Genomic DNA, 19,555 nt, shown 5'->3' on the forward strand with positions numbered 1-19,555 from the left:
GAAGCCCGGGCCGTCAGTAGCCCACTTCCAGCGTGATCCCGAACATCACGGCGAGGAAGAACAGGAGCGTCACCCCCGCGATGCGGGGCAGGTGCCCGCGCTTGAGGACCTCCATGTAGACGCCGACGACCAGCGCGGCCTTGGTCGCGGCGATCAGCGCGCCGAGGATCAGGCCCGTTCGGTCGGGAAGGTCGAGTAGCGCCAGCCCCACGGTGAGCGCCAGCAGCCCGAGGAGCGCCAGCCAGATCAGGATGTTGAGGGCGCGCGAGCTCATCGCTGGATCAGGTAGAGGAAGGGGAAGAGGAAGACCCAGACCACGTCCACGAAGTGCCAGTAAAGGCCGAGGCCCCGCACCCATCGCTCGCGCCCGGCGGGGTCGCGGCGGGGGAGGATGAGGAAGGTGGCGAGGATGATGCCGATCCCGGTGATCAGGTGAACGGCGTGGAGCGCGGTCAGGCCGAAGTAGAAGCGGAAGAAGAGCGCGGCCTGGGGGGCGTCCTCGCCGTCCCAGTGGAAAGGGAGGCCGAGGACGGGGGCGAGGCCCTCGGAGGCCTCCATGAGCCATTCGGTGCCCTTGATGCCGAGGAACACCGTGCCGAGGACCGCCGTGAAGGCCAGGAAGCGGCGGGTCGTCCGCGCCTCGCCCCTCTCGGCGGCCTTGTGGGCCTCGGCCATCAGCAGGCTGCTGGTGAGGAGGACCGCCGTGTTGAGGGTGCCGAGCGGCAGGCTCAGGCGGTCGGAGGCGTCGCCGAAGGTCGGGGCGAAGCGCAGCCGCATGGCGAGGAAGGCCAGCACCAGCCCGCCGAAGAGCATCCCCTCGGAGACGAGGAACACCCACATCCCGAAGCTCGCGGAGACCTCGCGCTCCTCGTCGGTCTCGGTCTCGATGACCGGGACGTCGGGGTCGGGATGCGTCGTCACCGCTTGACCTCCGGGTCGTCGGCCTCGTGCGGGTAGTCGTAGGGCGGTCCCTTGACCACGATCACGCGGTCGAAGTTGTGCTTGGGCGGCGGCGAGGAGGTCTGCCATTCGAGCCCGGTGGCGAGCCAGGGGTTCGGCGGCGCGGGCGGCCCGTAGAGGAGCGACCAGCCGAAGTAGAACAGGGGCATGGCGTAGGCCAGCGCCAGCACCACCGCGCCCGCCGAGGAGAGGTCGTGCCAGAACTGGAACTCGGGCGGGTACTGGTGGTAGCGGCGCGGCATCCCGGCCCAGCCCAGCACGTACTGGGGCAGGAAGGTCAGGTTGAAGCCCACGAACATGGTCCCGGCGGCGATCGTCCCCCAGAGCTGGGAGTACATCCGCCCGGTCATCTTGGGCCACCAGAAGTGCAGGCCGCCCATGAAGGCCGTCACCATGCCGCCCACCATGATGTAGTGGAAATGCGCCACCACGAAGTAGGTGTCGTGGAGCTGCACGTCGACGGCGATGGCCGCCACGAAGAGCCCCGCAAGCCCCCCGAAGGTGAAGAGCCCGACGAAGCCCAGGGCGTAGAGCATCGGCGGCTCGAAGCTGACATGGCCCTTCCGCAGCGTGAGCGACCAGTTGAAGACCTTGATCGCCGAGGGGATCGCCACGAGGAATGAGAAGAACGAGAACACCACCCCCGCGTAGGGCGACAGGCCCGAGACGAACATGTGGTGGCCCCAGACGAGGAAGCCGAAGAGCGCGATGGCCATGGTCGAGAGGGCCACCGCCGTGTAGCCGAAGAGCGGGCGGCGCGCGAAGCAGGGGATGATCTCGGAGACCACGCCCATGCCCGGCAGGATCATGATGTAGACCGCCGGGTGCGAGTAGAACCAGAACAGGTGCTGGAACAGCAGCGGGTCGCCCCCGAGGTTGGGGTCGAAGACGCCGATGCCGAAGAGGCGCTCCATCACGATCAGGGTCAGCGAGGCCGCGAGGACCGGGGTCGCCAGCACCATGACGAGGGCCGTCGCGTAGATCGTCCAGACGAAGATGGGCAGGCGGAACCAGGTGAGGCCCGGCGCCCTCAGGCGGTGCGTGGTGACGATGAAGTTGATCCCCGTCATGATCGAGGAGAAGCCCACGACGATGACGCCGAAGGCGGCGGCGCTCACGTAGCTGTTGGAGTAGAGGCTCGAAAAAGGCGTGTAGAAGGTCCAGCCGGTGTCCACGCCGCCCTTGACCACCGAGAACAGCGTGAAGAGCGAGCCCAGCAGGAAGACGTACCACGAGGCGAGGTTGAGCTTGGGGAAGGCGAGGTCCTTGGCGCCGATCATCAGCGGCAGGAGGAAGTTCCCCAGCGTCGCCGGGATCGACGGCACCAGGAAGAACCAGACCATGATGATGCCGTGGATCGTGAAGAGCCGGTTGTAGGTGTCGTCCCCCACGAGGTCGCCCGCCGGGGTCGCGAGCTCCAGCCGCATGAGCACGGCCATGAGACCGCCCAGGAAGAAGAAGCCCGTGAGGCTGACGAGGTAGAGCCAGGCCACGCGCTTGTGGTCGGTGGAGAGGAGCCAGTCGAGCGGGCGCATCCGCCCGCCGATGTAGCCCGAGGCCGCCTGGTCGGTCATGGCTGGCCTCCGAGGCTCTCGACGTAGGCCTGGATCATCTGGAGCTCCTCCTCGTCGATGAGCCCCGCGAAGCTGGGCATGATGGGACGGTAGCCGGCGGCGACCTGCCTGTCGGGCATCAGCACCGAGTCGCGGACATAGGCGGCGTCGGCGATCACGGTCTCGCCGGAGGCCAGCGCCACGGGGCGGTTCCAGATGCCGGCGAGGTCGGGGGCGCGCACCTGCGCGGACTGGCCGTGGCAGCCCGAGCAGCCGAAGGAATGGAAGAGCCGCTCGCCCCCCTCGGCCAGGGTCTCGCCCTCGCCTTGGGCGGCGAGCCAGCTCGCGTAGTCCTCGGGCTCCATGACCTCGATGGAGCCGATCATCTCGGAATGCTCGGTCCCGCAGTATTCGGCGCAGAAGAGGTGATAGCGGCCGACCTTGGACGCCGTGAACCAGAGGCGGTTCCCGCGCCCCGGCACCACGTCCTGCTTCACCCGGAAGGCGGGGACGAAGAAGGAGTGGATCACGTCCTGCGAGCCCAGCTCAAGCACCACGGGGCGGCCCAGGGGGACGTGCAGCTCGTCGATCTCGCGCTGGCCGCCGGGGTGGCGGAACTTCCACATCCACTGCTTGGCGAGGCCCGAGATGACGATGGCGCCGGGGGGCGGGTTGACGTGGTCCATGTAGACATGGGCGCTCCAGGCGAAGATGGCGAAGGCGGTGAGGAGCGTGGCCGAGGTCCAGCCGATCTCGACCGGCATGGGGCGGAGACGCCCCCCCTCGCGCGGGACGTCGGAGCCCTTGCGGTACTTGACCGAGTAGACGACCACGAGGAGCGTGAGGAACGTCCCCAGGGCCAGCGAGAAGGCCAGGAGCGCGTAGAAGAGCGCGTTGACCTGCGGCGCGAGGGTCGAGGCGTCCCCGGGGCCGAAGGCGATGCCGGTCATGTGCGCCTCCCCCGTTCGAGGAGGAGCATCAAGGCGCCCAGGGTCAGCACCGTGACGACGACCCCGGCCTGCACCAGACGGTGGATGAGCGGGGTGTAGCGCCCCGTGGCGTCGTCGAAGCCCGAGCAGAGCAGGGTGATGCGGTCGCTGAGCGTGCCGATCCGGCCCCCGGCGGCCTCCACGAGCGCGAGGCGGAGGTCGCGGGGCTGGACGTCGAGGCCGGGCAGCACGCGCGAGAGGGTCCCCTCAGGAGTCAGCACGAGGAGGGCGAGCGGATGGGCGTCCTCGTCGGCGACCAACTCCATCCCGGCGGCGCGGGCGAGGCCGGCGCCGTTCGGGCCGGTCAGGAAGGCCCAGGCCGGGCCGGGATGCAGACGCTCGCGCGCCGCTTGGGCCTCTGGCACCCCCTCGCGGGGGTCGAGCGAGACGAAGAGGGCGCCGGCCTCTCCAGGACCGAGGCCGGTGGCGTCGAGCGCGGTCGCGGCGGCGTCCTCGCTCAGGTCGCAGAGGTTGTCGCAGTCCATGAGGCCGAAGAGGAGAACGGTGGGGCGCCCGCCCAGCGCCGCGCGCAGCGTGACCGCCTGCCCGTCCTCGGCGGCGAGCGCGAGGTCGGGGAGCGTCGCGCCGAGGCGAGGCGCGAAGGCGGGCACCGCGCCCTCATGGGCCGAGACCGGGGCGGCGAGGGCGAGGAGGAGCAGGAGGAGCCGGATCACGGCGGGTCCTCCCGGCGGCATTCGGCGGCCTGTGGGCTGCGGGGGACGGCCTGCGCGAGGAGGGCGCATTCGCCGCCGGGGCCTTCCGCGCTCCAGTCCGGCAGGCCGTGCTCGGCGATCAAGTTCATGACGTCCTCGATGGGGATGCGGGCGAAGCCGGGCTCCTCCGGGAGGGGGCCGGACTCGGCGAGACGCGCCTGCTGCTCGGCGGTGACGGCCGCGAGCTCGGTCTCGGGCTCGGTGCGGAAGGCGGGGGAGACGGCGTTGTCCTGCGCCGCGCGGCCCGGGGGCGGCCAGCGCTCCCCCCTTCCGCCATAGGCCGTGTAGAGGATCCAGAGCATCGCCGCGATGAAGAGGAGCATGGCGAGGGCCGCCAGCGCGAGGTTGCCGGTGTGGATGTCGCGGGTCTCGTGCGGGCGGGGGTCATCCGGCATGGGCCGCCCTCCGCCTCGGGAGCCCGCGCCCGGTGAGGAGCGCGCCGCCGAGCGCACCCAGCAGCAGCACCGGCCCCAGCGCCGCCCAGCCCGGCCCCGGCCCGGCGGGGGCGATGCGCCAGACCACGTCCACGGCGTGCCCGGCGAGGATCAGCGCCGCGAGGGCGATCAGGCCCGGGCGGGTCTTCTTGAGGCGTGGCCACATGAGCGCCGCGCCGGGGACGAGGTGCAGCGCCAGCATGAGCCAGACGACGAGTTCCCAGCCGCCGTCGTTGCGCCTCAGATACCAGCCGATCTCGTCCGGGAGGTCCGCCGCCCAGACGATCAGGTACTGCATGAAGGCCATGTAGCCCCAGGCCATCAGGAAGCCGAAGAGCAGGTTGGCGAGGTCCTCGCCCAGGGGCTCGTCCTTCTCCCCGCCCGGCATCCGCTCGACCGGGGCCGCGAGGGCGGCGAGGAGGAGCGCGAGGGCTAGGGCGCCGGTGGCCTCGGCCGAGGCCTCGATCATCGGGTAGATGGTGGAGACGAAGTCGGGCTCGAGCGACATCATCCAGTCCACTGAGAGGACCGAGACGGCGAGCGTGTGGAGGATCAGCGCGACGGAGACCCCGCCGCCAGGCGCCCGGACGCCTGGCTGCGTCCAGCGGCGGACGAAGGGGAGGAGGCCCAGCCAGACGACGGCGCAGGCGGCGGCGCGGAGGAGCAGGAACGGGACGTTCAGGTAGGCGAGCTTGTGGCGCACCGTCTCGGGGAGCGTCTCCGCCGGGGCGGTCCAGGGGAAGAGCGCCGGCAGGACGAGGAGGAGCGGCAGGAGTGCGAGGAGGCCGAGCTGCACGAGGAGGAGCATCCCGTGGAGGAGAGGCCGGGCGCCCTCGCCCCAGCGCCCGCCGGTCAGGGCGAAGATCAGGAGGAGCCAGATCGCGCCGAGCCCGAGCCCCAGGACGAGCAGGGCCCCGGCGAGCCAGCCCCGCGCCAGCGCGCCGGGAGCGACGAGGGCCGCCAGGACCGTCAGGACGGCCCCGAGGGCGGCGCAGAGGAGGAGGCCCCGGCTCATCCCGCGCTCCCCGCCGGCGCTCCGAGGTCCGCGACCGGCGCGTGGCGCGAGAGCTGGAGCGCGCGGATGTAGGCGACGATGGCCCAGCGGTCGGCGGGCGGCACGCGCGAGCCGTAGGGATACATCACGCCGTAGCCGTCGGTGATGACGTCGAAGAGGTGCCGGTCGGTCGCGGCGCGGAGCGCGGGGGTGTGGTAGCTCGGGGGATGGGGGAAGCCGTGGCGGACGATCATCCCGTCGCCGTCGCCCGCAAGGCCGTGGCAGGGCGTGCAGAAGATGCCGAACCGCTCGCGGCCCCGCTCCAGCAGCGCCATGTCCACCGGGACGGGGATGGTGTCGGGGACGGGCGAGAGATCCTCGGTCCGGTCCACGGTGCCGGGGACCTGAGGCCGGGCCGAGGCGCCGTCCGGGAAGGTGGCCGAGGCCTCCAGGGCCTCGCGATGCGGGCCGTCGGCCATGTCCTGCTTGCAGGCGGCGAGGAGCATCAGGAGAAGGAGCGCCCGTCTCATGGCGCCACCTCCTCGACGGCGGCCGGATCGGTGGCGTCCAGCTCGCGCCGAGTGCGCGCGGGGTCGAAGGCGGGGTCCCCGGCCTCGACCAGCAGCCAGAAGCGCCCGCCCTTGGCGTAGGTGAAGGAGGGCGCGTTGAACACCGGGTGGTAGTATTCCGGCATCCCGTTGGCCCAGAGGAGCCCCGCGAAGCCCGCCAGCGCCGCGCCGAGGATGCCGCCCTCGAAGGCCAGCACCGCGAAGGGACCCCAGGCGTGGAGCGGCCGCCCGCCCACGTCGACGGGATAGTCCACCAGCACCGACCAGAGGATCAGCCCGTAGGTCATGGCCGCGCCGACGATCCCGCCCACCAGCATGGCGAGCGGCAGGCGCGTCGTCGTGGGGGTGCCCCCAGCGCCTCGTCGATGCCCTCGACGGCGAAGGGGGAGAAGGCTTCGAGGCGGCTGTAGCCATGCCCGCGCATCCGCCGGGCCGCGTCCTTCAGCGCCTCGGGGTCGTCGTAGGTGGCGAGGAGGCCGCGGGTCACAGCTTGCCCTCCTCCTTCTTCTCCGCCTCCTCCTCGACCTCGAAGATCGTGATCGCGGGGAGGATGCGGACGAACAGGAACACCAGCGCGAAGAAGGTGCCGATGGAGCCGAAGAGGACGCCGAGGTCGGTCCAGTTCAGCCAGGCCTCGCCCCAGGAGGAGGGCAGGTAGTCGCGGCTCGGCCCGGTGACGACGATGATGTAGCGCTCGGTCCACATCCCGAGGTTGATGAGGAGGGCGATGACGAAGAAGGCCGGCATGAACAGCCGGATTCGCCGGAACCAGAGGAGCTGCAGCACGCCGACGTTGCAGGCGAGGTAGAGCCAGGACATCCAGGCATAGGGGCCGAAGAAGCGCTCCCACATCATGCGGCGCTCGAAGTCCTCGCCGGAGTACCAGGACATGAAGAACTCGATGGCGTAGCCGTAGGCCACGACCATGCCCGAGGCGAGCATGAGCTTGGCCGCGTTCTCCATGTGCCGCTCGGTGATGAGGTCCTCGACGTGGAAGAGGCGGCGGAGCGGGATCGCGATGGTCACCACCATGGCGAAGCCCGAGTAGAGCGCGCCCGCGACGAAGTAGGGTGGGAAGATCGTGGAGTGGTAGCCCGGGATCATCCCGTAGGCGAAGTCGAGCGAGACGATGGAGTGGACGGAGACGACGAGCGGCGTCGCGATCACGGCCATCAGGAAGTAGACCGCGTGGTAGCGCCGCCAGTGGGTCGCGGAGCCGCGCCAGCCGAGCGCCAGGATGCCGTAGAAGAGCTGGGCCGGACGGCTCTTCGCGCGGTCGCGCAGGATGGCGAGGTCGGGGATCAGCCCCATGAACCAGAAGAGCAGCGACACCGTCGCGTAGGTGGCGATGGCGGCGAAGTCCCAGACGAGCGGGCTTCGCCACTGGGGCCAGTGCATATGCGTGTTGGGCAGCGGCAGCAGCCAGTAGAAGAACCAGGGCCGCCCGAGGTGCAGGATCGGGAAGAGCCCCGCCATCGCCACGGCGAAGAGCGTCATCGCCTCGGCGAAGCGGTTGATCGAGTTGCGCCATTCCTGCCGCAGCAGCAGGAGCACGGCCGAGATCAGCGTCCCGGCGTGGCCGATGCCGATCCACCAGACGAAGTTGCCGATCATCGTCCCCCAGGCCACGGGGATGTCCACGCCGATGGCGCCGATGCCGACCGTCAGCATCCGGGCCACGGCGGCGAAGAACACCAGGATCAGGACGAAGAGCCCGGCGAAGGCCAGCCAGAACCCCCTCGGCATCTTGCCCTGGAGCACGATGGAGCCGATGCGGCCCGAGACCTCGGGGCGCGAGTGGTGGCCGGCGAGGACGGGGATGCGCTCGGGCAGCGGCGCGTCAGTCATCGCCGTCCTCCGCCGGGTTCGAGAGCCGCGCGAGGTAGGTCGTATGCGGGCGGGTGTTGAGCTCCGCGAGCAGCGCGTAGTCGTGGGGCGCGGCCTTGTCGGCCACCACGCGCGCGGCGGGGTCGTGGAGGTTGCCGAAGGTGATGGCCCGCGTCGGGCAGGCCTGGGCGCAGGCGGTCGTGACCTCGCCGTCGGCGATGGGGCGGCCCTCCCTCTGGGCCTCGATCCGGGCGGCCGAGATGCGCTGGACGCAGTAGGTGCACTTCTCCATCACCCCGCGCGAGCGCACCGTGACCTCGGGGTTCCTCCGGTCCGCCTGCGGGTCCACGGGGAGCTTGAAGTCGGTGTATTCGCGCCAGTTGAAGCGCCGCACCTTGTAGGGGCAGTTCTGCGAGCAGTAGCGGGTGCCGACGCAGCGGTTGTAGACCTGCGCGTTGAGCCCGTCATGGGTGTGCACCGTGGCGTTGACCGGGCAGACGGCCTCGCAGGGGGCCTTCTCGCAGTGCATGCAGGGGACGGGCTGGAACAGCGTCTCGGGCGCCTCCGGGGTGCCCTGGTAGTAGCGGTCCACGCGGAGCCAGTGCATCTCGTGCCCGCGCTCCACTTCGGAGGGGCCGACGGTGGGGATGTTGTTCTCGCTCTGGCAGGCGGCGACGCAGGCCATGCAGCCGATGCAGGCGGTGAGGTCCACGGACATCCCCCAGCTTTCGCGGGGATAGTCCCAGTCGGGATAGAGCGACTCGGTCGGATCGGGCGGGATGCCGAGGTGGGGTCCTCTTGGAACTCCTTGAGGCTCGCGTGGCGGACGATGTCGCGGCCCTCCATGGAGCCATGCTCCTGGGTGGTGAGGACGGGCACGCCGCCGGGGCCGGCGGGCTCGATCTCCAGCCCGGTCGCGAACCACTCCCCGGCATGGCGCAGGGCGAAGGCGTTGGCGCCCCTGGCCATCCCGGCGACCGAGCCCTCGCCCTGCCCGTAGCCGAGGCTCAGCGTCACGGTCCCGTCCGGGTGGCCGGGGACGATCCAGACGCGGGTCCGCAACTCCCGGCCGTCCAGCCGCAGGAGCGCCTCGTCGTCATTGGCGAGGCCGAGGTCCCCGGCGGTTCGCGACGAGAGCAGCGCGGCGTTGCCCCAGACGATCTTGGTCAGGGGGCGGGGCAGCTCCTGCAGCCAGGCGTTGTTGGCGTGGCGGCCGTCGCGGAGGAAGGGGTCGGGGACGAGGCGCAGCTCCAGCCCCGCCGGGGACTCGGGATCGGCGACGGGCGCGGGCGGCGCGGGCGCGGGGACCTCGACCGGGGCGGCGGCGGTGCCCTCCACGACGCCCCTCTGCAGCACCCCGGCCCAGGCGCGGTCGTCGAGCCCGGGCCAGTTCGCCCTCAGGATGTCCTGCGCCGACAGGTCGTAGCGCCCGCCCCAGGCCGCGAGCACCTCAAGCGCCGTCCGCCCCTCGTAGAGCGGCTGGATCATCGGTTGCTGGAGCGAGGCCGTGCCGTCGAAGGCGCGCAGGTCGCCCCAGGCTTCGAGGTCGTGCGCGGCGGGGAGGAGCCAGTGGGCGAAGGGCGAGGTGGCGTCGGGATGAAGCGTCCAGTGGTGGAACGTCTCCAGCCGCCCGAGCGCCGCCGCGAGGTCCAGACCGCCCGGCGCGGTGCCGACCGGGTCGGGGGCGAGGCTGAGGAGGTGCCGCACCTTGCCACCCTCGATGGCTTGGGCGAGCGCGGACAGGTCGCCCTCGGCGGGCTCGGGCAGGGACGGCTCGATGAGGAGCGCCGCGCGGCTCAGGCTGCCGAGACGGGCGTTGATCCGCAGCGCGGCCTCGGCCCCCTCGGGCGGCTGGTGCTCGCCGGGGATCGCCAGCGCCTCGGGCCCCGCCGCGAGGAGGTCGCGGGCGGCGCGGCGCAGCCAGTCGGCCTGCGGCGCGTCGTCCGGCACCGCCCCGCCCTCGACGGCGGCGAGGAGCGCCCGCGCCATCGGCAGGACCTCCGAGGGACGCACCGCCCGGCGCTCGTCCGCCTTGGCGCCGGTGATCGTGGGCGTGGACTCCACGGCCCAGAGGCGCGACATGCCGTCCTCCGGCCCCCTCACCCGCCGCCCGTCGATGAAGTCGCGGGCGTAAGCCAACCGCCCCGGTCCCTCGGCCAGCACGTCGGCGTCCAGCGTCAGCACCCGCCGCGCCCGGTCAAGCCGCCAGACCGCCGCGAGCGGCCGTCCCCAGAGCCGCCGCGCCGCCTCGGGTAGCGGGTCGCGGCCGAGGGGGGCGTGCTCATAGACCCGCATCGCCGGGTATTCGCCCCGCAGCGCCTCGACGAGGCGGTTGAGCGTCGGCGAGGTCGTGGGCTCCAGGAGCAGCGCGAGCCCCGCCCCGCCCGAGGGCCGCAGCCGGTCCCGCAGCCCGGCCACCGCGCCCCGCCACTCCCCCCAGGCGGCGGGCTCGCCCAGGTAGCGCGGGCTCCGCAGCCGCTCGGGGTCGTAGAGCGACAGCACCGCCGCCTGCATCACCGCGTCGGTCGCCCCGCGCGAGGCGGGGTGGTCGGGGTTCCCCTCGATCTTGATGGGCCGCCCCTCGCGCGTCGTGACCACGACGCCCATGCCCCAGCCCTCGGAGGCCAGCGTCGTGGCGTAGAGGCGGGCAAGGCCAGGGGTCGTCCGCTCCGGCTGGACGACGTAGGGAAGGATGTTCTCCTCGGGCCTACAGGCGGCGAGGCCCGAGAGGCCGAAGGCCGCCGCCATGAGCTTGAGGACGCTCCGGCGGTCGGGGCCCCGGTAGGCGAGGTCGGCAAGGGAGGGGAACTCGGCGTCGAGCCAGCGGCGGAACTCCGGCGAGTCCGCGGCCTCGTCGAGGCTCCGCCAGGGGCGGTCCCGCAGGGACGCGAGGTCGGGGCGGTCAGCGGTGGCAGACATAGCAGTCCGTCATGTCCTCGGGATGGATGCCGCCCGCTTCCATCAGCCAGGACTGGAGCCTGGCGAGGTCGGCCGGCGGGCGCCAGTGCATCAGGAACACGTCCTGCGGCGGCCGGAGGTTCGGCTGGGGGTCGCGGTGGCAGCTCAGGCACCAGCCCATGGTGAGCGGCGCCTCCTGCCGCAGTATGGGCATGGCATCCACCTCGCCGTGGCAGGTCTCGCAGGCGACGCCCTTGGCGACGTGGATCGAGTGGTTGAAGTAGACGAAGTCGGCGAGGTCGTGGACGCGGACCCAGGCGATCGGCTGACCGGTGGCGAGGCTCTCGCGCACGGGGGCCAGCATGTCGGCGTTGGTGTAGAGCTGCGAATGGCAGGTCATGCAGGTCTCGGTCGGCGGCAGGCCGGCGCTGGCCGAGACCTCGACCCCCGTGTGGCAGTAGCGGCAGTCGAGCCCGAGGCCCCCCACATGGTGCGCGTGGCTGAAGGGGACGGGCTGCGCCGGCGCCCTCTCGGCCCCCGTGGCCCAGCCCGAGCGGACGTAGATCACCGAGACGGCGACCAGCACCAGGAGCCCGACGCCCAAGGACCAGAGGACCAGGCGGGCGATGCCGTTGGCGGAGGGGCGGAAGACCTGCGTCATGGGACGGCGCCGTCCCCGAGCGGGCCCGCTCTCCCCCTCATGCCGGGAACCGCGTCGGGAACGAACCCGCGGTCGTCGCGGGTCCGGCAAGGGGGAGGGCGCCACGCGACAGGCCGCCGGCCGACCGGCTGCCCCGGATCCGAAGACGGCACAGCAAGAGGTTTCCACCCGTTCGAGCCACCGGCGCCCCCTGCGCTGATCCGGCACGTCGGCGAGCCAACACCGCAGGTCGATTCCGGGTTCCCCGAAGACCGGGCCTGCCGTGGCGCGAGGTCCCCGACCGACCTGCGATCCGCCGTCCGGCGGCCGCCCGCTCATCCTGGCGCCGGGCCCCCTCGGGCCGGGGACGCCGAGGACTTGCCAGGTCGGAGGGCCGGCGCTATGTGCCCCGGCGAGGCCGGAAACCTTCCCCGACCGGGCTCCTCCTCGACCCGCCCCGGGCGCCATGCCTTTCGGGGCACGGTCCTGCGCGATTCATAGACCTTTCCTCGTTCTGCGGTTGTATCGAGGGCCTGCTATCGGCTAGATGCCTGTCAGGGGCCCTGGTCGTGCGCGGCCCCGAGGGGAAGTGAGTTCATGGATCGCATCGACGTCCTCGTGGGGCAGCGCATACGTGCGCTTCGCGCCGCGCAGGGGATGAGCCAGGCCGAGCTGGGACAGAAGGTGGGCGTGAGGTTTCAGCAGATCCAGAAATACGAGAGCGGGGCGAACCGGGTCAGCGCGTCGCGGCTGCTGGCCCTGGCGCAGACGCTCGGCGTGCCGGTGAGCCACTTCTTCGACGGACTCGGGGCCTCGGGCGAGGGACAGGCCGGGCCGGGCGCGACGGGCGCCCAGACCGGCGGCCCCCTCGCGGACCTGCTCGTGGACGAGCAGTTCATGACCCTGGCGCGCGACTTCCCCAGGCTCACCGCGCGCCAGAGGGAGGCCGTGCTCGCGCTCGTGCGCTCCCTGACCGAAGGGCAGGAGGCCGCGCCCGGCCGCCTGCTCGGTCCCTGAGCGCGCGGCGGGACAGGCGTCCGGGGGGCTGAAGCGGATGGCGATGACGGACCTTCTCGACCTGGGTGCCCTGCCGGAGGGCGCGAAGGACCTCACCGGGTTCCTGAACGAGGTCCGCGAGCGCTTCGAGTTCGACCACGCCGCCTATGCCGGCATGAGCCCCGTGGGCCAGGGCGTCCACGGTCACGTCACCTATCCCGACGCCTGGAAGGAGCACTACGTCAGGCAGGGCTTCCACCGGACGGACCCGACGATCCTGATGGCGGCCCGCAGCATCGCGCCGGTGGACTGGCGCCGGCTCGAGCACGACGAGAACTTCAAGGCGGTGTTCCGCGACGCCTACGACTTCGGCATCACCGACCGGGGCCTCACCATCCCGGTGCGCGGCCCCTACGGCGACGTGGGGATGCTCAGCGTCACCCGCAACTGCGGCCCGGCCGAGTGGGACAAGCTCGTCCATCACGTGATCGGCGACCTGCAGTCGGTGGCGGTCCACGTCCACGACACGGTGATGCGGTCGGACGTGCTGATGCGGTCGCTGCGCTTCCCGGCGCTCTCCACCCGCGAGAAGGAGATCCTCCAATGGATCGCCGCGGGCAAGTCGCAGCAGGACGTGGCCGACATCCTGTCGATCTCCCAGCGCACCGTCGAGGTGCACCTCCGCTCCGGCCGGGAGAAGCTCTACGCCCTGACCACGCCGCAGGCCGTGGGCCGGGCGATCGCCATGGGGCTCATCTACCCGCTCTGAGCCGGCGGAATCCCGCGGACTACGGGATTCCCACATGCCCGCAAGCACCGCCTTACGGGATTCCCACAATACCGCGGGGCCCCCTCCTGGTGTCTTCTGATCTTGGGGAAACTCAATCGAGCCAAGGGGGACTGGCCAATGATCATCGTTATCGACGCAATCAACCGCAAGAAGTTCGGTGCCATCCTGGACGAGATGTTCCGGCTCCGCGCCCGGGTCTTCGGCGACCGCCTCGGCTGGGAGGTGGAAGTCAAGGACGGCAAGGAGATCGACCGCTTCGACGCGCTCGACCCGGCCTACGTGGTCGGCCTGGACGACGAGGGCCACGTCATCTCCTGCGCCCGGGCGCTGCAGACGACGGGCCCGCACATGCTGGCGGACGTGTTCCACTCCATCCTCGACGGCGAGCCGCCGCTGCGCAGCGCCACGCTCTGGGAATCGACCCGCTTCTGCGTGGACACCCAGCGCCTGGGCGCCGGCCGTGGCCGGAACTCGGTCAGCTACGCCACCTGCGAGCTGATGGTGGGCTCGCTCGAGTTCTGCATGAGGTCGGGGATCAGCGACATCGTCACCGTCATCGACCCGGTGATGGACCGCGTGCTGAAGCGGTCGGACAACGCGCCCTACGACTACGTCGGCACGACCAAGCAGATGGGCAAGGTGCCGGCCATGGCCGCCCTCCTCGACTGCACCGAGGAGCGGATCGAGAAGGTGCGCCGCTTCGCCGGCATCGAGGGCAACGTGTTCCTGACCGAGGACGAGGCGCTCGCGCTCGTCGAGCGGAGCCAGGCCAAGGCGGCCGCGACCAACGTGGTGCCGCTCCGCCGCGACACCTCGGCCGAGCCGCCCCGCAGCACCGTGAGCCTCGACGACGTCATGGCCTACTGCGTGGACCAGATCCGCTCCGCCAAGACCCTGGAGGAGCGCTCGGCCGCCCTGGCCGTCGTCCGCGAGGTGCTCAAGGCGACCGAGGCCGCCCGCGCCGAGAAGGCCGCGGCACCGAAGGCCCACGAGGTCACGCTGTCCAAGGCCCACTGACCGGGCGCGGGATGCGCCGGTCCCGAACAGGACCGGGCGCATCCCGCGACGGCTCCGGCGCCGTCGGTTGCGCAAGGGGCGCATTGGCCTTAAGCCCCGTCCCGCACGGATAGCGGGGGCAGCATGGCCAACCACCTCCACAAGGGCGACCTGCCGGACGGCCTCGATCTCGGGCCCGTCGTCGCCATCGACTGCGAGACCATGGGCCTGGTGCCCGGCCGCGACCGGCTCTGCCTGGTCCAGATGTCCGCCGGCGACGGCGACTGCCACCTCGTGCAGGTGGCGCCCGGCCAGGCGCAGGCGCCGAACCTCTGCCGGATGCTGGCCGACCCGGACGTGCTCAAGCTATTCCACTTCGGCCGCTTCGACATCGCCGCTCTCGACAACGCCTTCGGCGTGCTGACGGCGCCGGTCTACTGCACCAAGATCGCCTCCAAGCTCGTGCGGACCTTCACCGACCGGCACGGGCTCAAGTACCTGCTGCAGGACCTCCTCAACGTCGACATCTCCAAGCAGCAGCAGCAGTCGGACTGGGGCGCGGCGGAGCTGACGCCGGCGCAACTCGACTACGCGGCCTCGGACGTCCTCCATCTCCACCGGCTCCGGGGCGCTCTCGACAGGCTGCTGGCGCGCGAGGGGCGGACGGAGCTTGCGCAGGCCTGCTTCGACTTCCTGCCGTACCGGGCGCAGCTCGACCTCGCGGGCTGGCCCGAGATCGACATCTTCGCGCACTAGCAATGGACGGGCGCCCTCCGGCCCCCGAGGCGCCGCCCCGCGTCCCGTTCCGCCGCCGCTCGCGCGTGGTGGCCTGGGCCAAGGTGCTGCTGCCCCTCGCGGCGCTGGCGCTCCTCTCCACGGTCTTCCTGGTGGCGCGTGGGCCCGGCTCGGAGGTGGAGATCCCCTTCGCCCGCATCGAGGAGATCGCGAAGGAGCCGCGCATGGACAAGCCGCGCCTGGCCGGCGTGACCGAGGACGGGACCACGCTGGCGCTGACCGCCAACCGGATCACCCCCCTGCCCGACCGGCCCGACACCTTCGCGCTGACCGCGCCCCGCCTGGAGACGCGGAGCCCCGAGGGGGGCGAGGCGCGGCTCGCCGCCGGGTCCGGCGAGGTGGACGGCCCGTCGCGGAGCCTGCGCCTGTCGGGCGGCGTGCATGTCGAGGCCGAGCCCGGCATCGTGGTCGAGACGCCCGAGCTCACGGCCGACCTCGCCACCGGGACGCTGGTCGCGGGGGCGGTCACCGCCGAGTCGCCCATGGGCTCCATCGTGGCCGGCGCGCTCACCCTGGAGCAGGGAGAGGGGAACGGCGCGCGGCTGGTCTTCAATCGCGGCGTGCGACTGTTATATCAGCCGGAACGCCCACCGCCCGCCGAGGCCCCGCGATGATCCCCCTGCGCGCCGCCCTCCTTGCGCTCCTGAGCCTTCCCACGGTCGTGGCCGCCCAAGGGGTGCAGCTCGGGGGCGCCTTCGCGGCCGACCCGTCCGCGCCGGTCGAGGTGACCTCGGACAGCCTCTCCGTCGATCAGGCCACGGGCGCGGCGGTCTTCACCGGCCACGTGACCATCGGCCAGGGCGACCTGCGGGTGCAGGCCGGCGAGGTCGAGGTCCGCTACGACGAGGCGACGGGCGGCATCGCGCGGCTCCTCGCCACCGGGGGCGTGACGCTCGCCACGCCCCAGGAGGCGGCCGAGGCGCGGGAGGCGGACTATGACCTCGGCTCCGGGACGCTGACGATGACCGGCGAGGTGCTGCTCACCCAGGGGCCCAGCGCCATCTCGGGCGACCGTCTGGTGGTGGACCTGAACGCCGGGACCGCCCGGATGGAGGGCAACGTGCGCACGATCCTGCAGAGGCCGGAGCCATGAGCGCGGAGGCTGCGCCCCCAAGGACGGGCCTGGTCGTCCGCTCGCTCCGCAAGAGCTACCGCCGCCGGCCGGTGATCCGCGACGTGGGCCTGGAGCTCGCGCCGGGCGAGGTGGTGGCGCTGCTCGGGCCCAACGGCTCGGGCAAGACGACCTGCTTCTACGCCATCGCCGGGCTCATCACGCCCGAGGGCGGGCAGGTGGTGATCGACGGGCAGGACGTGACCGGCCTGCCGATGTACCGCCGCGCGCGGCTGGGGCTGGGCTATCTGCCGCAGGAGATGTCGATCTTCCGGGGCATGACCGTCGAGGACAACATCCTCGCCATCCTGGAGCTCTCCGAGAAGCCCAAGGCGCGGCGGGCGCGGCTCGAGGAGCTGCTCTCGGAGTTCGGCATCGCCCATCTGCGGCGCGCGCCGGCCCTGGCGCTCTCCGGGGGGGAGCGGCGGCGGGTCGAGATCGCGCGTTGCCTCGCCGCCCGGCCCTCCTATGTCCTCCTTGACGAGCCCTTCGCGGGCGTGGATCCGATCGCCGTGGGCGAGATCCGGTCCCTCGTGGAGGGGCTGAAGGGGCGTGGCATCGGCGTGCTCATCACCGATCACAACGTTCGCGAGACCCTCGGCATCGTGGACCGGGCCTACATCCTGCACGACGGGCGGGTGCTCAAGTCCGGCACCGTGGCCGAGGTGGTCCGGGACGAGGACGTGCGGCGCGTCTACCTGGGACAGACCTTCGCCCCCCCGCCCGAGGGCGGAAAGTTGTCCGGCCTCAACGTCGTGGGGGGTCGGCGGAGCCCATGGCCTTGACGCGGCGGCCGGGGCAAGCGAAGGGCCGCGTCGAACGGGCCGCGAGGCCGCAGGGAGAATCGGCCGGCGACGGCCGAGGACAAGCAGAGCAACGACCGGCCGCCCGCCAAGGGCCCCGGCACGATCCGAGGAGATGACATGCGCATTCGAGTGAGCGGCAAGGACATCGACATCGGCGAGTCCCTCCAGACGCATGTGAACCAGGAGCTCGGCGAGACCCTGGGCAAGTACGCCGGGCGTCCGACCGACGCCACCGTGACCTTTTCCAAGGACGGCCACCTCTTCTGCTGCGAGATCTTCGTGCATCTCTCCACCGGCCTCGTGGTGCAGGCCAAGGGCGGCGCGGCCGACGTCTATGCGGGCTTCGAGGTCGCCCGCGAGAAGGTGGACAAGCAGCTCCGCCGCCACAAGCGCCGGCTCAAGGACCATCACAAGGAGCGCGTGAGCCCCGTGGACACCGTCCCGGCCGGGTCCTTCGTGCTGGCCCCCTTCGACGAGGAGGAGGAGCACGCGGAGGGCGCCAACGGCACGGCGCCCGGGCCGACCATCATCGCCGAGACCGAGCTCAGCGTCCTGTCGCTGTCGGTCGGCGAGGCGGTCATGCAGATGGAGCTGGCCCACGCGCCCGTGCTCGTGTTCCGCAACGAGAAGGGCGGCGCGATCAACGTCGTCTACCGGCGCGAGGACGGCAACATCGGCTGGATCGACCCCCGGGTCGAATCCGGTGGCGCAGCGCAAGGCTGATCCATGCAGCTCGCCGAGATTCTCCGGCCGGACGGCGTCAAGGTCCTGGCCTCCTCCCCCAGCAAGCGGCGCCTGTTCCAGGACCTGGCCGAGATGGCCGGGGCCTGCTGGGGCCTCGACCCCGCGAAGGTGAACGAGGCGCTGCTCGAGCGCGAGGGGCTGGGCCCCACGGGCGTGGGCCAGGGCATCGCCCTGCCGCACGCGCGGCTCCATGGCCTCGACCGGGTGCGAGGGCTGTTCCTTCGGCTGGAGAAGCCCCTGGACTTCGAGTCGGTGGACCGGCAGCCGGTGGATCTCGTGTTCTGCCTGCTCGCCCCCGCGAGCGCGGGGGTGGAGCATCTCAAGGCGCTGGCGCTGGTGTCGCGGACGCTGCGGGACCCGGCGCTCTGCGCCAAGCTGCGGGCCAACAGCGACCCGGCGACGCTGCACACGATCCTGACCGAGAGCGGGCCCCGGAACCTCGCGGCCTGAGGCCCGCCGCGCGTCGCGCCGGGCGAGGGCGGCGGCGCGGGGGTTGGGGCGAGTCGTCGTAGGGTGGGCTTCAGCCCGCCATGCCTTGTCGGGCAGGGGAGCGTCGGTGGTGGTCGGGGCGTGGCGGGCTGAAGCCCGCCCTACGATGGTGTCGTCCGGCGTGCCGGGATCGGCCAGCGTGGACCGGTGCGCGGGAGCGCCCCCTGTGGCGGAGTCGTCGGTGGGGGCAGGATCCCCGACCGCCTCGGGCTCGGCGGCCTCCGCCGCCTGCCGCGCGGCCTCGGCGTCGCGGGCGTCGTCCTCGGCGGCCCATTCGGGGAAGTCGCGGCGCAGGCCGGCCGGCACGCGCGGGCGGGGATGGTCGGGGAAGACGAAGCCCTCGGATTCCCAGCCCCGGCGCCAGTGCCAGCGGGAGGCGGCGAGGGCTTCGAGCTCGGGGTCGGCGATGCGGCGTTGGCCGCGCGGGACGTGGTAGGGCACGGGCAGGTGGATGAGGGCGAGCTCGGCGGCGGTGTAGGTGACGGGCATGGGGGCGGCATCCGGGGCGAGAGGGAGAGGGCGGGTTGCGCCTCAGGATGCCGGAGGGAGGTTAACGATCCGTTACAGCAACGGGCGTTGCGTGGCCCCCCGAGGACGGGCTTGGGCGTGGCGCGGGGGACACAGGGGGCGATTCGGGGGGCCGGGGCAGGGACCCTCGCCCTAGGTGGGCTGCGACTCCGGGGAGCCGTCGTCGAGCGGCCAGACCTCGATGACGCCGTGGGCGACGGCGCAGGGGCTTTTCGAGGCGATCTCGATGGCCTCCTCCAGCGTCGCGGCCTCGATGATCCCGAAGCCGGCGAGGGGGAGTGCGGCGGTCAGGAAGGGGCCCTTGGTGGTCCGGGCTCCGGTCGCGTCGGGGTTGCGGACCTGGACGGGGGTGCCGGCGCGGCCCATCACGGCGCCGTCCTCCTGGAGCCGCGCGTCGTGGGCGTGGGCGGCATCGCGGACAGGTCAGGGCGTGCGGGCGTAGCCGGCTTCGTCGCCGTAGCCGATGGTCACGAACTTCGGCATGGGAACCCTCCGCGATGACGGGGGCACAAGGTCCGCTGCAGCTCGCCGGTTCCCCGCGGGGCGGCCAAGGTTGACCGGAGGGGGCCTGTGCACTAGTGTTCCGGCCTCTGACGAGGAGATCGTGTCGTGGACATTCGCCTGACCGCCTGATGGCCAGCCGCCGCCGTGCCCTGACAGGGTGCGGTCCGTCCCAACGTCCCGCCCGAGGAGTGCCCCGAGAATGGACATCCGTCGCTGAGC

22 protein-coding genes and 3 pseudogenes are annotated in these 19,555 nt (G+C 72.0%); 9 read left to right on the plus strand and 16 right to left on the minus strand.

The features are described 5' to 3' along the window. Positions 1 to 13: 13 nt before the first annotated feature. From RUMESO_RS04630 to RUMESO_RS04695, 15 genes and pseudogenes are all read right to left on the minus strand, one after another. Positions 14 to 274: a cytochrome C oxidase subunit IV family protein gene (locus tag RUMESO_RS04630; protein ID WP_037278433.1), complete on the minus strand. Its 261-nt coding sequence runs from the start codon at positions 272 to 274 to the stop codon at positions 14 to 16. Beyond that, entirely contained in the window at positions 271 to 921 is a 651-nt protein-coding gene (locus RUMESO_RS04635; protein ID WP_051521025.1) for a cytochrome c oxidase subunit 3, read from the minus strand. Before RUMESO_RS04635 ends, RUMESO_RS04630 begins: the two co-directional genes overlap by 4 nt. Further along, positions 918 to 2,534, minus strand: a complete 1,617-nt coding sequence (locus tag RUMESO_RS04640) for a cytochrome c oxidase subunit I (RefSeq protein WP_037278435.1) — start codon at positions 2,532 to 2,534, stop codon at positions 918 to 920. Before RUMESO_RS04640 ends, RUMESO_RS04635 begins: the two co-directional genes overlap by 4 nt. Continuing rightward, positions 2,531 to 3,463 carry a cytochrome c oxidase subunit II gene (gene coxB / locus RUMESO_RS04645; protein WP_037278436.1) on the minus strand — a complete coding sequence of 311 codons (933 nt, stop codon included), beginning with the start codon at positions 3,461 to 3,463 and terminating at the stop codon, positions 2,531 to 2,533. The genes RUMESO_RS04640 and coxB overlap by 4 nt, the downstream gene beginning before the upstream one ends. Then, positions 3,460 to 4,176, minus strand: a complete 717-nt coding sequence (locus tag RUMESO_RS04650; protein ID WP_051521026.1) for an SCO family protein — start codon at positions 4,174 to 4,176, stop codon at positions 3,460 to 3,462. Before RUMESO_RS04650 ends, coxB begins: the two co-directional genes overlap by 4 nt. Next, a complete protein-coding gene (locus RUMESO_RS04655; RefSeq protein WP_037278438.1) occupies positions 4,173 to 4,610 on the minus strand; it encodes a hypothetical protein in 438 nt (145 codons plus the stop codon). Before RUMESO_RS04655 ends, RUMESO_RS04650 begins: the two co-directional genes overlap by 4 nt. Continuing rightward, positions 4,600 to 5,664 carry a hypothetical protein gene (locus tag RUMESO_RS04660; protein WP_037278439.1) on the minus strand — a complete coding sequence of 355 codons (1,065 nt, stop codon included), beginning with the start codon at positions 5,662 to 5,664 and terminating at the stop codon, positions 4,600 to 4,602. Before RUMESO_RS04660 ends, RUMESO_RS04655 begins: the two co-directional genes overlap by 11 nt. Then, entirely contained in the window at positions 5,661 to 6,173 is a 513-nt protein-coding gene (locus tag RUMESO_RS04665) for a c-type cytochrome (RefSeq protein WP_037278442.1), read from the minus strand. The genes RUMESO_RS04660 and RUMESO_RS04665 overlap by 4 nt, the downstream gene beginning before the upstream one ends. Next, a complete protein-coding gene (locus RUMESO_RS04670; RefSeq protein WP_051521027.1) occupies positions 6,170 to 6,529 on the minus strand; it encodes a DUF3341 domain-containing protein in 360 nt (119 codons plus the stop codon). Before RUMESO_RS04670 ends, RUMESO_RS04665 begins: the two co-directional genes overlap by 4 nt. Beyond that, positions 6,496 to 6,699 carry a quinol:electron acceptor oxidoreductase subunit ActD gene (locus RUMESO_RS04675; RefSeq protein WP_051521028.1) on the minus strand — a complete coding sequence of 68 codons (204 nt, stop codon included), beginning with the start codon at positions 6,697 to 6,699 and terminating at the stop codon, positions 6,496 to 6,498. Before RUMESO_RS04675 ends, RUMESO_RS04670 begins: the two co-directional genes overlap by 34 nt. Continuing rightward, positions 6,696 to 8,060, minus strand: a complete 1,365-nt coding sequence (gene nrfD, locus RUMESO_RS04680) for an NrfD/PsrC family molybdoenzyme membrane anchor subunit (protein WP_037278444.1) — start codon at positions 8,058 to 8,060, stop codon at positions 6,696 to 6,698. The genes RUMESO_RS04675 and nrfD overlap by 4 nt, the downstream gene beginning before the upstream one ends. Beyond that, entirely contained in the window at positions 8,053 to 8,433 is a 381-nt protein-coding gene (locus tag RUMESO_RS25655) for a 4Fe-4S dicluster domain-containing protein (RefSeq protein WP_169791132.1), read from the minus strand. The genes nrfD and RUMESO_RS25655 overlap by 8 nt, the downstream gene beginning before the upstream one ends. Positions 8,434 to 8,466: 33 nt before the next feature. Next, a pseudogene (locus RUMESO_RS28355) lies at positions 8,467 to 8,757 on the minus strand (4Fe-4S dicluster domain-containing protein); the annotation flags it as partial. A gap of 2,045 nt (positions 8,758 to 10,802) precedes the next feature. Then, positions 10,803 to 10,958: pseudogene (locus tag RUMESO_RS28360) on the minus strand (TAT-variant-translocated molybdopterin oxidoreductase); the annotation flags it as partial. Continuing rightward, positions 10,942 to 11,598, minus strand: coding sequence for a cytochrome c3 family protein (locus RUMESO_RS04695; protein ID WP_037278447.1), 657 nt, complete (start codon positions 11,596 to 11,598; stop codon positions 10,942 to 10,944). The pseudogene RUMESO_RS28360 and the gene RUMESO_RS04695, both read right to left, overlap by 17 nt. Before the next feature lie 576 nt (positions 11,599 to 12,174). On the opposite strand from RUMESO_RS04695, the gene RUMESO_RS04700 reads away from it, so the two are divergent. The 9 genes from RUMESO_RS04700 to RUMESO_RS04740 all read left to right on the plus strand — a co-directional run bounded on the left by RUMESO_RS04700 (position 12,175) and on the right by RUMESO_RS04740 (position 18,265). Further along, positions 12,175 to 12,594, plus strand: a complete 420-nt coding sequence (locus RUMESO_RS04700; RefSeq protein ID WP_037278449.1) for a helix-turn-helix domain-containing protein — start codon at positions 12,175 to 12,177, stop codon at positions 12,592 to 12,594. 43 nt (positions 12,595 to 12,637) lie between these two features. Continuing rightward, positions 12,638 to 13,342: an autoinducer binding domain-containing protein gene (locus RUMESO_RS04705; protein ID WP_037278518.1), complete on the plus strand. Its 705-nt coding sequence runs from the start codon at positions 12,638 to 12,640 to the stop codon at positions 13,340 to 13,342. 138 nt (positions 13,343 to 13,480) lie between these two features. Then, positions 13,481 to 14,380, plus strand: coding sequence for an acyl-homoserine-lactone synthase (locus tag RUMESO_RS04710; protein WP_082483359.1), 900 nt, complete (start codon positions 13,481 to 13,483; stop codon positions 14,378 to 14,380). Positions 14,381 to 14,503: 123 nt separating this feature from the next. Beyond that, complete coding sequence (locus RUMESO_RS04715; RefSeq protein WP_037278451.1) at positions 14,504 to 15,115, plus strand: ribonuclease D; 612 nt, start codon at positions 14,504 to 14,506, stop codon at positions 15,113 to 15,115. Between the two features lie 2 nt (positions 15,116 to 15,117). Further along, positions 15,118 to 15,768, plus strand: coding sequence for an LPS export ABC transporter periplasmic protein LptC (gene lptC / locus RUMESO_RS04720; protein WP_051521031.1), 651 nt, complete (start codon positions 15,118 to 15,120; stop codon positions 15,766 to 15,768). Beyond that, positions 15,765 to 16,247, plus strand: a complete 483-nt coding sequence (locus RUMESO_RS04725; RefSeq protein WP_037278454.1) for an LptA/OstA family protein — start codon at positions 15,765 to 15,767, stop codon at positions 16,245 to 16,247. The genes lptC and RUMESO_RS04725 overlap by 4 nt, the downstream gene beginning before the upstream one ends. Continuing rightward, the gene (lptB, locus tag RUMESO_RS04730; RefSeq protein ID WP_082483360.1) at positions 16,244 to 17,050 is read left to right on the plus strand and encodes an LPS export ABC transporter ATP-binding protein; all 807 of its coding nucleotides are present in this window, start codon (positions 16,244 to 16,246) and stop codon (positions 17,048 to 17,050) included. Before RUMESO_RS04725 ends, lptB begins: the two co-directional genes overlap by 4 nt. 138 nt (positions 17,051 to 17,188) lie before the next feature. Next, positions 17,189 to 17,794, plus strand: coding sequence for a ribosome hibernation-promoting factor, HPF/YfiA family (hpf, locus tag RUMESO_RS04735; RefSeq protein WP_037278456.1), 606 nt, complete (start codon positions 17,189 to 17,191; stop codon positions 17,792 to 17,794). 3 nt (positions 17,795 to 17,797) lie between these two features. After that, a complete protein-coding gene (locus RUMESO_RS04740; RefSeq protein ID WP_037278458.1) occupies positions 17,798 to 18,265 on the plus strand; it encodes a PTS sugar transporter subunit IIA in 468 nt (155 codons plus the stop codon). 699 nt (positions 18,266 to 18,964) lie between these two features. Here the strand turns inward: RUMESO_RS04740 and RUMESO_RS04745 are convergent. Continuing rightward, positions 18,965 to 19,231, minus strand: a pseudogene (locus RUMESO_RS04745) (YciI family protein); the annotation flags it as partial. Positions 19,232 to 19,555 lie beyond the last annotated feature (324 nt).

Origin of the sequence: Rubellimicrobium mesophilum DSM 19309 (assembly GCF_000600335.2) — a bacterium.
Classification (GTDB): Bacteria; Pseudomonadota; Alphaproteobacteria; order Rhodobacterales; family Rhodobacteraceae; genus Rubellimicrobium; species Rubellimicrobium mesophilum.

Excerpts from the sequence above, each read along its gene's own strand:
- RUMESO_RS04640 (WP_037278435.1), bottom strand. The coding sequence starts at position 2,534 with ATGACCGACCAGGCGGCCTCGGGCTACATCGGCGGGCGGATGCGCCCG.
- RUMESO_RS04670 (WP_051521027.1), bottom strand. The coding sequence starts at position 6,529 with ATGCTGGTGGGCGGGATCGTCGGCGCGGCCATGACCTACGGGCTGATC.
- RUMESO_RS04715 (WP_037278451.1), top strand. The coding sequence starts at position 14,504 with ATGGCCAACCACCTCCACAAGGGCGACCTGCCGGACGGCCTCGATCTC.
- RUMESO_RS04660 (WP_037278439.1), bottom strand. The coding sequence starts at position 5,664 with ATGAGCCGGGGCCTCCTCCTCTGCGCCGCCCTCGGGGCCGTCCTGACG.
- RUMESO_RS04665 (WP_037278442.1), bottom strand. The coding sequence starts at position 6,173 with ATGAGACGGGCGCTCCTTCTCCTGATGCTCCTCGCCGCCTGCAAGCAG.
- RUMESO_RS04700 (WP_037278449.1), top strand. The coding sequence starts at position 12,175 with ATGGATCGCATCGACGTCCTCGTGGGGCAGCGCATACGTGCGCTTCGC.
- RUMESO_RS04630 (WP_037278433.1), bottom strand. The coding sequence starts at position 274 with ATGAGCTCGCGCGCCCTCAACATCCTGATCTGGCTGGCGCTCCTCGGG.
- nrfD (WP_037278444.1), bottom strand. The coding sequence starts at position 8,060 with ATGACTGACGCGCCGCTGCCCGAGCGCATCCCCGTCCTCGCCGGCCAC.
- coxB (WP_037278436.1), bottom strand. The coding sequence starts at position 3,463 with ATGACCGGCATCGCCTTCGGCCCCGGGGACGCCTCGACCCTCGCGCCG.
- lptB (WP_082483360.1), top strand. The coding sequence starts at position 16,244 with ATGAGCGCGGAGGCTGCGCCCCCAAGGACGGGCCTGGTCGTCCGCTCG.
- lptC (WP_051521031.1), top strand. The coding sequence starts at position 15,118 with ATGGACGGGCGCCCTCCGGCCCCCGAGGCGCCGCCCCGCGTCCCGTTC.
- RUMESO_RS04655 (WP_037278438.1), bottom strand. The coding sequence starts at position 4,610 with ATGCCGGATGACCCCCGCCCGCACGAGACCCGCGACATCCACACCGGC.
- RUMESO_RS04740 (WP_037278458.1), top strand. The coding sequence starts at position 17,798 with ATGCAGCTCGCCGAGATTCTCCGGCCGGACGGCGTCAAGGTCCTGGCC.
- hpf (WP_037278456.1), top strand. The coding sequence starts at position 17,189 with ATGCGCATTCGAGTGAGCGGCAAGGACATCGACATCGGCGAGTCCCTC.
- RUMESO_RS04695 (WP_037278447.1), bottom strand. The coding sequence starts at position 11,598 with ATGACGCAGGTCTTCCGCCCCTCCGCCAACGGCATCGCCCGCCTGGTC.
- RUMESO_RS04705 (WP_037278518.1), top strand. The coding sequence starts at position 12,638 with ATGACGGACCTTCTCGACCTGGGTGCCCTGCCGGAGGGCGCGAAGGAC.
- RUMESO_RS04710 (WP_082483359.1), top strand. The coding sequence starts at position 13,481 with ATGATCATCGTTATCGACGCAATCAACCGCAAGAAGTTCGGTGCCATC.
- RUMESO_RS04725 (WP_037278454.1), top strand. The coding sequence starts at position 15,765 with ATGATCCCCCTGCGCGCCGCCCTCCTTGCGCTCCTGAGCCTTCCCACG.